This is a genomic window from Candidatus Binatia bacterium, from assembly GCA_029243485.1.
Taxonomy (GTDB): domain Bacteria; phylum Desulfobacterota; class Binatia; order UBA12015; family UBA12015; genus VGTG01.
In genome coordinates this window covers 1-11,242 of sequence record JAQWRY010000012.1, presented here as the reverse complement: position 1 = coordinate 11,242, position 11,242 = coordinate 1, and the positions used below count along the sequence as shown (strand labels likewise).

11 protein-coding genes are annotated in these 11,242 nt (G+C 62.8%); 5 read left to right on the top strand and 6 right to left on the bottom strand.

Annotated elements, in window-relative coordinates; genetic code table 11:
- The 3 genes from P8R42_06265 to P8R42_06255 all read right to left on the bottom strand — a co-directional run.
- On the bottom strand, window positions 1–228 hold a 228-nt coding region (locus P8R42_06265), incomplete at its 3' end, for a transposase (protein ID MDG2304251.1).
- Between the two features lie 133 nt (window positions 229–361).
- Entirely contained in the window at window positions 362–1,291 is a 930-nt protein-coding gene (locus P8R42_06260) for a hypothetical protein (protein MDG2304250.1), read from the bottom strand.
- A gap of 54 nt (window positions 1,292–1,345) precedes the next feature.
- A complete protein-coding gene (locus P8R42_06255) occupies window positions 1,346–1,789 on the bottom strand; it encodes a hypothetical protein (GenBank protein MDG2304249.1) in 444 nt (147 codons plus the stop codon).
- A gap of 147 nt (window positions 1,790–1,936) precedes the next feature.
- On the opposite strand from P8R42_06255, the gene P8R42_06250 reads away from it, so the two are divergent.
- Window positions 1,937–2,419, top strand: a complete 483-nt coding sequence (locus P8R42_06250) for a hypothetical protein (protein ID MDG2304248.1) — start codon at window positions 1,937–1,939, stop codon at window positions 2,417–2,419.
- Window positions 2,420–2,483: 64 nt separating this feature from the next.
- On the opposite strand, the gene P8R42_06245 is transcribed toward P8R42_06250, so the two are convergent.
- Complete coding sequence (locus P8R42_06245; protein ID MDG2304247.1) at window positions 2,484–2,675, bottom strand: hypothetical protein; 192 nt, start codon at window positions 2,673–2,675, stop codon at window positions 2,484–2,486.
- Window positions 2,633–3,322, bottom strand: coding sequence for an alpha/beta hydrolase (locus P8R42_06240; protein MDG2304246.1), 690 nt, complete (start codon window positions 3,320–3,322; stop codon window positions 2,633–2,635). The genes P8R42_06245 and P8R42_06240 overlap by 43 nt, the downstream gene beginning before the upstream one ends.
- Before the next feature lie 854 nt (window positions 3,323–4,176).
- On the opposite strand from P8R42_06240, the gene P8R42_06235 reads away from it, so the two are divergent.
- The 4 genes from P8R42_06235 to P8R42_06220 all read left to right on the top strand — a co-directional run bounded on the left by P8R42_06235 (window position 4,177) and on the right by P8R42_06220 (window position 10,239).
- Complete coding sequence (locus tag P8R42_06235; protein ID MDG2304245.1) at window positions 4,177–5,730, top strand: right-handed parallel beta-helix repeat-containing protein; 1,554 nt, start codon at window positions 4,177–4,179, stop codon at window positions 5,728–5,730.
- 32 nt (window positions 5,731–5,762) lie between these two features.
- Window positions 5,763–6,530: a hypothetical protein gene (locus tag P8R42_06230; protein MDG2304244.1), complete on the top strand. Its 768-nt coding sequence runs from the start codon at window positions 5,763–5,765 to the stop codon at window positions 6,528–6,530.
- 14 nt (window positions 6,531–6,544) lie between these two features.
- The gene (locus tag P8R42_06225; protein ID MDG2304243.1) at window positions 6,545–7,414 is read left to right on the top strand and encodes a hypothetical protein; all 870 of its coding nucleotides are present in this window, start codon (window positions 6,545–6,547) and stop codon (window positions 7,412–7,414) included.
- A gap of 146 nt (window positions 7,415–7,560) precedes the next feature.
- Window positions 7,561–10,239 carry a hypothetical protein gene (locus P8R42_06220; GenBank protein MDG2304242.1) on the top strand — a complete coding sequence of 893 codons (2,679 nt, stop codon included), beginning with the start codon at window positions 7,561–7,563 and terminating at the stop codon, window positions 10,237–10,239.
- Between the two features lie 15 nt (window positions 10,240–10,254).
- Here P8R42_06220 and P8R42_06215 read toward each other — a convergent pair whose 3' ends face one another.
- Window positions 10,255–11,070 carry a hypothetical protein gene (locus tag P8R42_06215; GenBank protein ID MDG2304241.1) on the bottom strand — a complete coding sequence of 272 codons (816 nt, stop codon included), beginning with the start codon at window positions 11,068–11,070 and terminating at the stop codon, window positions 10,255–10,257.
- Window positions 11,071–11,242: the final 172 nt, after the last annotated feature.

The following is an 11,242-nucleotide window of genomic DNA, read 5'->3' as shown; positions in this document are numbered from 1 at the left end:
GCGCTTCGTGTCGCCCACAAGACGCTTCTTCCCGGCCTCCAGAAACTCTTTGGACCAGCGGTAGTAGAGATTCGGAACGAGCCCCTCGCGGCGGCACAGAGCCGCAATGCTCTCTTCCCCACGCAGTCCTTCGAGGACGATGCGGATCTTCTCTTCCGCCGAAAAACGACGTCGTGTCTTGCGCTGAATGTCGCGGACGACCTTCTCCGCGCTTTGTCCCTTTCCCATCGGATTCTCCTTCCGTTTGGGCCGGGAGTGTCTCTTCTTTCGTCGACCTATTGGGTCCAACCGTCTCTGAACCCGAACACGACCACGGCGCTCTGTCGGGTGACTACGGCGAGCGGGGGCGGGCGCGCGCGGTTCAGAGAAGTCGCTCGCTCTCGATCACGAACGCCTGCGACGCGGAGCCGTACGCCGGCGGATCTTGAGGGACCGGCGGGCACACGGCCGGTGCCGGCGAGTGCTTCTCCCCGTCGAACTTGCGCGTAGAGTCGAACTTGGTGGTGGGTGTGCGCGCCGGGGCGGTGGCGCAGAGTTCGATCCCGCTGCCGAGCTTCAGGCGAATGGCCATGTCTTCCTGCGGTGCACCGGCGAGCTCGTAGATGCCGTCGCCCTTCCCGGAGACGACCAGAGTGCCCTTGGCCATCCGAACCTTCTTGATCGGACCCTCGGTCCCCTGGCTGTCCTTGTACTTGTAGCCGGGGAGGGCCGCGTTCCCGGTCTGGCTCCACAACGTGGCAGGGAGGTCGTACGTGTAGACGTCGTCCGGCGTTCCGCCGACCTTGTAGACGGTGAGGACGGCACCGCCCCCGGTGGCGCCGGCGACCGTCGGGTCACTCGGGGTGCCGAAGTCGGGCTCGACGATGCCGCTCGGCTGGCCCTGGAACTTCGTCGACTTGAACGTCAGCTTGCGCTTCTTCGGGTTGATCGGCGGAAGGTCGTCGTCCTTGATCAGGAACTTGCTCGCTCGGATGAGCTGCGATCCATAGCTCGCGTTGTGCGCATCCATGATCGCCTGCGCGATGGCGTTCAAGTCCGTGGCCCAGGGCGGCGAGTCGCTGTAGGTGAGCAGGTCGATGCCGTAGATCCGATTCAGCCACACCAGCTCGCCGAGGTCCTTCAGGATGTGGCACGCGTGCCCGAGGGTGTCGGTGTGGAGGGACGTGGCGGCCGGACCCTGGACGGCGGTGATGCCCGGTAGGTTCCCTGCGTCGAAGAGCAGCCGAAGTTCCGGCCCGCTCTGGCCATAAGGGTTACAGAAGATGTCGACGTTCGGGTAGAGCCCCCGCATGGTGTCGACGAAGTCGTGCCACGGCCCGGTATGGGTCGCGTGCCAGGCGCTCTCCTAGGCCGCGCCGGTGTAGCTCGCGGGCTGGGTCAGCCAGGGGAGTGCGAGCATGAATCGCGTGTTCGGGTTCTGCGCCAGCGCGTAGTCGAACCAATTGATGTAGCCCGGCAGTCCGGGGTAGTCCCCGTGGGCGGTCCTCCCGAACAGCTCGACATCGCCCGCATCCAGATAGCCCTGGATCTCGGCGCGGGTGACGGGATCGTTCCACAGTGCTTCGGGTGCGCCGTTGGCGCCGCCCCGGAAGAGCACGTTCTGCGAATGACCGACGATTCCCGCCTGAGTGGCGTGGAACGGCATCTCGTCGGCGAAGTGCCGGAAGAAGCTGTGCCCGATGAAGACCGCTTTGATGCCAGGAGGCTGAGCGTGGGCCGAGGATCCGGCCGCCCAGAGCGCGACGACGGCGAGGAGAACGTTCAATCGGGCGAGGTTTCGTAGGCTCATGGTGGTGTGTCTCTGTGGGTTCGGGGTGTCGCAATTGGCGCTCGGTCAGGCAGCGCGCGTCGCGTTCCGGGCAGCGAGCCGCGAGAACGCCGACTCGAACTCTCTCCGAGCACCGTCCGTCAAGCTCGGCATCAGGACGGCGAAGTGGTGGCGTATCCCGCGTACCTGGTCTTCCCACGTCACCTCGACGCGGGCCTGGTCTTGGACCAGGTGGTCGATCCAGAAGCGACTGACCATCCAGACGGAACGGCCGTGTGCCTCTACGACGATGCGGGCTCCCTCGTCGCCGGCATGGCGGTCGATCGCGCCGGTGACTTCTGCGGATCGAAGCCCTGCTGGGCGGTCTGGAAGCCAACCGGCTTTCAGTACAAGGACTGCGACGAGGCGCCCGACGGCGTATCCCGGATCAAGCTCGGCGGCGGGCTTCCGGGGAAGACCCAACTCTTCGTCAAGGCCTCGAACGGCGCCGGCACCCTTCCGGTGCCCATCGCCGCGAGCCTTCCGGGCGCGACCAGCGCGACCGTGCAGCTCATCGGCTATGACCCCGTGCACACGCCGCTCTGCTTCGAAGCGACGCTCGACGACATCAAGAAGCAGGACGCGACGCAGTTCAAAGCCGTCGGGAGCTGAGACCGCTTCGAGGCACGTTGCCCGTGCGCGGTCATCGCGTCTCGGTGCACGAACCGGCCGCTCGTTATCGGGCGTACTCGGACAGGTGCTCGAGGAGCAGGGCCGTCATCTCTTCCGGCGCCGCTTGGAGAGCGGGTTGGTGAACGCCCTCGACGATCTCGAGGCGGTAGGGGCCCGTGACCCAACCTGCATTCGCGGCGATCGAAGCGTTCGCTACGTTCGTCGAACCCGTGGGCCAGACGAAGAGGGTCGGCATGGTGACTGGATCGAGGCGCTCCGTGAACCACAGTGGGATGGCTCGGTAGAAGTTGTAGACGGCGCTAGGGCCTCATCGCTGTCGAGGGCTGTGCGGTACGGCTCGCTCTCTTCGGACGACACACCCTGCTTTGCGAGCATGGCCTCGAACATCGTGCGTTCGTTGCCCTCTTTGGCCGCTTCGCTGATGTAGCTGAACTTCGCCGTTTGCCCGTCGGCAGACGAGCCGGTTTTCGAGCGTCCCGTGGCGAGGGCGCCGGGATGGGGGATGTTGATGCACGTGAGCGTCGCGATCCGGTCGGAGTATTTCGCTGCCAGCCACCAGGCCATGTTCGCGCCGATGCTGGTGCCCATCAGATGGAATGGGCGCTCTGCATGACCGAGCGCGTCGGCGATCCCGAGGACATCGCGCGCGTATTCGTCGAGGTGGTAGGCCTCCACTCCCTCAGGGCGAGCACCGGGGCAGAAGCCTCGCAGATCCGGCGCGACCGCGCGAAATCCCATGGCGGCGATGGCCGGGATCTGGTGGTGCCACTCCCAGCGGTTGCGCGGGAGGCCGTGCAGCATCATCACGAGAGGGCCGTCTTCGGGACCGTCGATCAGCGCCTGGAACGTCATATCACGCGCTTCAATCTCGATGTCTTGCATGGGTTCTCCTCTTGGAGCCGAGCCGGTTTCGACTGCCGTACAAGCGGCCCTCCAGAACCAGCTGCTTGGACTTATAGGCGCGATGCGCGGGGCCCGCGATGCGTCGCGATCGGCGCGGATCCTACGCTGTCCGGAACGGTCGCGGCCTCGCCGGAGTCCCACGCGCGGCTCTGCCGCCGCTTCTGGCGCGCAAGACGGCGCTCGCGGCACCCCACGTCCGGCATTTTGGCACACCATAGGCACACAAGACGCTGCGTGCCGGGATGTCGACGGAAGACCGGGTCCGGCAACCGATTGCCACGACAGGGTTTTTGAAGAGATCCATGTGCCAGTGCGAGCCGCACGCCAGCGTCCGGTAAGGAGCCGTTATGTCGTCCAGGCGCCGAAAGCGCGCTTCATGTCGGCTATCCTTTGGAAAGGCGGGAGTTTTCCGAGACCCACCCGTCGCCAAGGGCCGGCCACCTGCCCTCTGCGGCACGAACCGGGATCCGTCGCGGCTCTGCCGATCTGTTGGCGAACGCCGTCACGAGCGTGGTCGCCGGGCCGGGAGAAGCAGAACGAACGTTCGAAAAAAGTTCCGTACCAAGGCATCCACCGGGTGCTATAAAGCGGCCGCTATCGAGTTTGCTCGTCCCAAGACAGGTGAAGGGATCAATCCCGGGAGACCACAGTTTATGAACCCTCTACGACGGACCCCAGTTGTGCTCGCGGCCGTACCCGCGGCGGTGGCGGTGCTGCTGGTCGCAGCCACTTCCTCTCTGGGCATTTGTCCACCTGCAAACCTGCCCGGCAACGCTACGTGCGACATTTGCGCACCAGCGGGTTGTATCCCGTCGACGGGTGCTTCCATCGAAGTGGCCAATCTCGAGGCTGCCGTCGACATCGCAACGGGCGGGAAAGTGATCTGCATTTCCGATGCGACCGACGAGCCGCCGGCGGCTACGGCACTCTGCCCCGACGGCACCACGTCGCCTCCAGCGCATGTCACCGTCAACGAGATCGATTTCGGCGCTCCGTTCGACGCCAATGCTTCGACGGGACTCTTGATCACGGGCTGCAACACCGCACGTGTTCGACCCGGGGCTGCTGGGCCTTTCGACACGTTGGTCTACGTCTGTCCATCCTCGGGGAACGTGATTTTTCGAGATCTTCGCATCGGTGAGACCGGCGATCAGATCGGCTTCTTGAGCGACAATGCCGGGACAGACGTGTCAGAAGAAAGTGGCACCGTCCTCAAGAGCGTGCGGCTCTCCAACAATTCGGTCGGGGCTCTCATTCGGGCCAACAAAACGGTGATCACCGGGTCGACGGCGGAATCCAACGGTGTCGGATTTCAGCTTCAGTCTGACCTGAACCGGCTTCGCTCGAACCGCGCTCTGGACAACGTGCAACACGGCTTCCAGATCGAAGGTGGCCAGAATCAGGTGAGGAACAACTCCGCTGCCAACAATGGTGGCGCCGGCTTCTACTTTGCGACGAGCGAGGGCAACGAGATTCGCGGTAACCGCGCGAGTGCAAACACAGACAGCGGGTTCTGGTTCGATCCGGCGTCCGGTTCCAACGAGATTCAGGGAAACCAGGCGGAACGAAATCGCGAGAGCGGGTTCGAGGTCGCGAGCGCTTCCAATCTTCTCGTGAGCAACCGCGCCAAACGGAACGATGACTCGGGCTTCCTCGTCCAGGGGGACGGCAACGACTTCGAAAAGAACAAGGCTGAAGCCAATGCCGCAAGTGGTTACACGATCCAGGGCAACGACAATCAGTCCCAGCGAGACGACGCGAAGAACAACAACCAAAGCGGCTTCGAGGTCTCAGGCGGAGAAAACACGTTGTACCGCGGAGAATCTCGTTGCAATCGGGGGGATGGGCTTCTCGTGCAAGATCCCGGTGCGGGACGGGCGAATTTCATTTCGCGATACAAAAGTTGCGGCAACGCGGTGGACGTGACGGCCTACGAATACGATGTCGCCGCGAACAACCTGGGCGACGGACGAAACCGCGCATGCAACTCTCCGGCCTCGCTACCAGGCCAGATTGCCCGACAAGCCAAGCGTTCTTGCTTCCGAGGAGGTACGGGCAGCGACGGAAACACCGGTGGAAACGGCGGTGGGTCCGGCGCGAGCGGCGACAACAAGCCGCCGCGTTGCAACATGAAGGCGGACCCGCGCAAGGGGCCGGCCCCTCTTCTCGTCGAATTCCGCAACACCACGAGTGACCCCGATGGTTCCTTCGAAGACCTGACGTTCCGTTGGGATTTCGGAGACGGCAGTCCGCCCAGCAGCGAGGTCAGCCCGGTGCATACGTACGCATCGGTCGGAAAGTTCGACGTCACCCTCATCGCGACGGATCCGGACGGCGGGACGTGTACCAAGACGTTCCGTGGCAAGATTCGCACCCTCGAGCCCTGAGACGACTCATGGCTGATCGAGAAGGAAATTTCGTGCGCAAACTCGTAACCATGACCGTGGCGGTCGCAATTCTCGCCGGCGGATTTCCTTCGCCGTGTTTGGCCGACCTACAGGAAAAGGCCGCTGTCGGTTTCGAGGCACTCTATCCGAGTGGGACGGAGTACGAGGTCGCCGTAGCCGCCGTCAACGGCCTCCTGCTCGTCGATGGAGATGGCGATGGGTTGACCAATGACGATCGCTGCGACGACGATGGCGAAGCGGAAATCGCCGAAGCGATGGCCGGACTCAACATTCTGGCGGCGACCGCGCCACTGTGTGACGCCATTCCGGATGCAAGCCCGGTGGGTGATGCGGCAAACATCGCCTGCAACGTGGTGCAGGCGGTGACGGCCCTCGCGATCCAGTCTGTGGCAATTTACGCAATGCAGTGTGGCTTCCAGGGGTCGAATGTCGATGGAGCCGAAATCGAGGCTGCGTTCGAGAATACGCGGTTGATTCACTCGGCCGAGATCGAGGCTTTGCTCCTCGACGATTGCCGACAAGTCGTGGGGCTCTATCTACCGGAGGCCTTCGGAGGGCGCGCGGAGCAGGTTCGAGATCTCGTCCAGGTGCGAATTCGACAGGCAGCGGACGCAGGCGGATTCGCTTCCGAGGTCGAGGATGCGCAAGATGAGCTGAGCGCGGGGAACAACCAACTCGCGGCCAAAAACTACAGGTCTGCCTACAAGCGCTATTGCGACGCCTACAAGACGCTCGTGGGCTTCTTTGGAACTTTGCCGGCCCCGGTGCCGGCATCTTGAGAGGGGTGAGTCCGATGAGCTTTCTCCCCACGCGATCGGCGTTTCTGGCTGTGTTCGTTGCTGCCTCTGCATGGCTTGCCCCCGAGCGAGCGCATGCGCTGCTCGAGAACAACGATCCGGCAAAACCACAAAGCCATTACATTTCCGAGGAGAGCGATATCGGCTACGTCCCGGGGTACGCTTCGGGAAACGACTACTCTGCTTTCACGGCGACGATCGAGCCCGCGCGGGTGGACAACGATCAAGATAGCCAGAAGAACGATGAGCGCTGCGAGTCATTCTTCGAGGCGCCCCTGACGGTTGCCGCAGAGGCGTTCGCCTACATCGGCGCGGGCAGCTTCATTTGCGACGCGCTCCCGAGTGACAAGGCGATTCCACCGACTTGCCTGGTGAGCGTACCTCTCGCCCAGGAGATTTGTAACGCCGTACTTGCGGGTGCCGCGCTGGCCGCCGAGGCCGAAGCGATCGCCTTGGCGCAATGTGAGTATCAAGGTGGAGCCGTCGATGGCGCGGAAATCGAGGCGGCCTATGAAAATACGCGTCATATCATCGCAATCGATCTCGAACAGAGGCTGGGGAAGTGTGACAAGGTCATGAGCCTCGTTCTGGGAACGCGCCCTCCCGAAACCCCTGTCGGCGGCGGTGTTCGATTCGGCGGGCGTGCAGAGGAAGTCCGAGAGCTCGTGCGCGTTCGACTGGATCAGTACGAGAGCGCGATGACGGACAACAACGCGCTGACGAACGACGCAAATACCATTCTGGCCTTTACGCAGGCGTCCAATGCGTTCATGACGGGGAGTTCGCTCCTCGCCGGCGGCCAGCTGCGCGATGCGTACCTGCACTTTTGTCGTGCGTACGAGAGAATCGCGAACACAGGCCCGTGAGAAAGGCGATCGTTTCTGTGCCGGAGCGGGTCACGACGATGGAGAGTTCCTTTATAAGGCGCAACACCGCCATCGCAGTGATTGCATTCGCGATCGTGATGGGAACCGGAGTGGCGTCGCCTCGGACCGCGAAAGGTCAATGCCCGGTGACGCGCACTTCCGATGAGATGTCGATTTCTGCCGGCACGATTCACAACTGCGCACTAGACAAGAACCGCCTGGCGGTATGTTGGCGTGCGACCGTGGATCCCGATTTCACGTTGGAATCCGATCCTGCGATCTCGCCCTCTCTCCCGCCTCCGTTTGGGGCGCTTACCATGTATTCGCAGCTCAGCAGCTCGTCGTTGGCGACCTGTGGCATTCGCACGGATACGGGAGAGGTCGAGTGCTGGGGGTCGGGCCTGATCGCTCGGCCTCCGGGTGGCGCCTTCAAGCAAATCAGTCTGGGGCCGATCCATGGCTGCGGTATTCGCCCAAACGGAGTACCGACCTGCTTCGGCGACGACAGCGCCCTCCAATCAACGCCGCCCGCAGGAGAGCTCTTCACACAGATCTCGGTCGGTGCGAGCTTCACGTGCGGGATCAAGTCGAACGGAGAAATTGCTTGTTGGGGCGCCGGCTTTGACCCGACGAACCCGCCAAGCTCACCGTTTCTCTTCAATACCGGGATCCCGCCGGTCCTCGAACATCCCACCGGTACCTTCACGCAGTTGGCCTCTGGCGATTCGCACAGCTGTGCGGTGTCGGTCGCGAGTGCGGTGGAGTGTTGGGGCTCGGATGGGTCTGGGCAGTTGACGCCCCCGCCAGGATTCGTCGCCACGCAGGTCGTGGTGGGCTCCACCCATAGCTGCGCGATAGCAGCCAGTGGTCAGGTGGAATGCTGGGGCGGGGACGCGCAGGGCCAGTCCACACCGCCGCCGGGTATTCAATGCACCGAGCTTTCGGCCGGAATGACGCATACCTGCTGCATCAAGAGTGACATGACGGCTGCGTGCTGGGGTGACGATGTCGACACGAACACGGTTGGTCCGCCAGGATTCATCGCTCCGGTGCCGGTCGCGCTCCTTGGTCCGGGAGGTGACGTCGACGGCGACGGCCTTTGCGACGCCGTGGATGCCTGCTTCGGTATTGGCCCCGATTCGGATTCGGATGGTGTTTGCGATCAGCTCGAGGCGACGGACCCCTGCGCGGCCGTAGATTACGCGGACACCGACGGTGACGGTGTCTGCGATATCGCGGACGTATGCCCGGCCGGGGACGATTCCGTAGACGCGGACGACGATGGTATCGCGGACGCGTGCGATGTCTGCTTGGGGGACAAGAACGCCCTCGTTGGCAACAATATCGACGCGGATGGCGACGGCCTTTGCGACATCCCCGGAGCCGACCCGGCGAAAGATCCGTTCGCCGATCCGTGTATCGGGGTGAACGACATCACGGCGCCGGACAGTGACAACGACAAGATTCCGGATGCCTGCGACGTGTGTCCTGGGGAAAACGACCTGCGCGACCAAGACGACGACGGCATCGCAGATTGCCAGCCGGCCGACAGTTGCATTGGGGACGATAATGGCGCCGATGCCGACGGCGACGGTTACTGCGATTGCATCGAGCGAGATGACGAATTCCCATTTGCCTGCGAAAAAGCGGACGACTGCAATGGCGACAATGCGCTCGACGACGACTTCGATGGTATTCCGAACGACTGCGACGCGTGCTTGGGAAAAGACTCGGTGGGCGACTCCGATGGCGATGGCATCTGTGACGACCGCGATGCGTGTGACACCACCGATAACAGCGACGACGATGGAGATGGTGTTCCGAACGCGTGTGATCTCTGCACCGGCCTTGACGGCACGGGTGACAGCGATGGCGATGGTGTTTGCAATAGCGACGACATTTGCCCGGGAGGCATGGACGGCACCGACTGTGCGGTAAAGTGCCCCGACAATTCCGGAGATACCGACGATGACGGCGTCTGTGACAGCGCCGACATCTGCTTTGGGCCGGACAATGTCGATGCTGACGGTGATGGGCTATGCGACAGCCTCGACCAGCCCGCGTCGTGTCCGACGGCCAATCCGACCGTGGCCGACGCCACGGGTGGTTGCACGGTCAACGGTGTGGAGAATCAGCTCTGCGTCGGGTTGAACGGCCAGACGAACAAGATTGTTGGGACCCCGGGTTCAGACGTGATCATCGGTGGTGATGGGCGCGACATCATCAAGGGGATGGCCGGAAACGATTGCATCGCTGGGGGGGCGGGTAATGACAGCCTTCAGGGCGATGGAAACGCAGCAGCGAGCACGCTCTTCGAATCGAATGACGTTCTGATTGGAGGGCCTGGCCGGGATACGATGCAGGGAGACTTTGGCGACGACGTGCTGCGCGGAGGCCCTGACAAGGACCGGCTGAAAGGTGGACCGGGTCGCGACGTTCTCGAGGGAGAGGATGGCGACGACCGCTTGGATGGTGGCGCCGGTTCAGACTCGCTGAGCGGTGGGCCGGGCAAGGATAATCTCAAGGGGAGCCTCGGTGACGATGTGCTCGATGGCGGGCCGGACCGAGACCGCCTGAACGGGGGCTCCGGGAACGACCAACTCGACGGCGGCGGTGACCGCGATCGTCTGATCGGTGGACCGGACGACGACATCCTGAATGGTGGACCGGATAACGACATCCTTCGCGGGGATGCAGGCAATGATTGCCTTGCGGGTCAGGGCGGGCTCGACAAGCTAAAGGGCGGCCCTGGTGTCGACAGGTGCGACAATGCGGGTGTGACCACGCAGTGCGAGGTTCTGGCCGCGATTCCCAGTTGTCCCTGAGACTTTTTGGGTCCGCTAGGATTCGTCGTTCTGCCACGTGAGCTTCGACATGAAGAGTTCGAAGTTCTCCTGGCAGAGCTCGGGCCTGGGGTTCATGCATGAACTCACGAACTGCACGACGACGCCCTTTGGATTCTGAACCCAATATTGAAGGCTACGCATTCGGGTGAGCGACGAGTCTCGCTCCAAATAGATGGCCGGCTGGCCATCCACGTCCTCTAAACGACATTCATGGGTCGAAAGCGTTCGACCCGGAATCCTCGTTGCTCCCCCTGTGAGGACGTTGCAAAGTGCGCTGCGGTCGCTGAAGGAGCCGGGCAGCCGTCCACGGTAGGGTTGGGCCTGAACCTGCGTATTGTCCTTCTGGAACATCTCGATGTTGCTTGCCAGCGCGCGCTCGCCCAACTTGGAGAAGGCTTCCCGAGCGGCTGGGTTGTTTGCCAGGTGCTGCTGGACGTCGGCAATGCCCGCACGAAGTTGATCACGCGCCAGGACACGCCAGCCCGTGGGGAGCGACACATGATAGCCGAGTCGCGGGCTATCGTATTCCTTTGGGGTCAGATCGTCGAAGATATCTGGTGTCGTTGCCGCCTCGCTCGAGCCAAGGCCCAATGATTCAGAGGGCGCTTCCGGAGTTCCACTGGAAAGACCAAGGATGGCGCGCTGTTTCTCCTCGCAAACTCTTGGGGCGAGGAGATCGTCATCGCAGAGCTCCTTCAAGCTGGCGAGGTCTTTCCGCATCTGCGGTGAGATGTCCTGCGAGAAGGATTGGCGGGCAGCAAAAAGGAAGGAAATTGCGCAAAATGCGAATACGGTCCATCGGGCGATCATTCCTTCAACTCTTCCTATTGCCCCGGTTTTGCGCAAGGGGCGGTATGAGCCCCTGGCTGTACGTCGTCAGCTGAGTCGGGATCTTTGGGGTCGATTTATAAGAGACACTTCCGGCACGTTTGCCCGCCTACGCGGCGCGTAGATTCTGTCGCTTACGACGGGCCATTGTCTT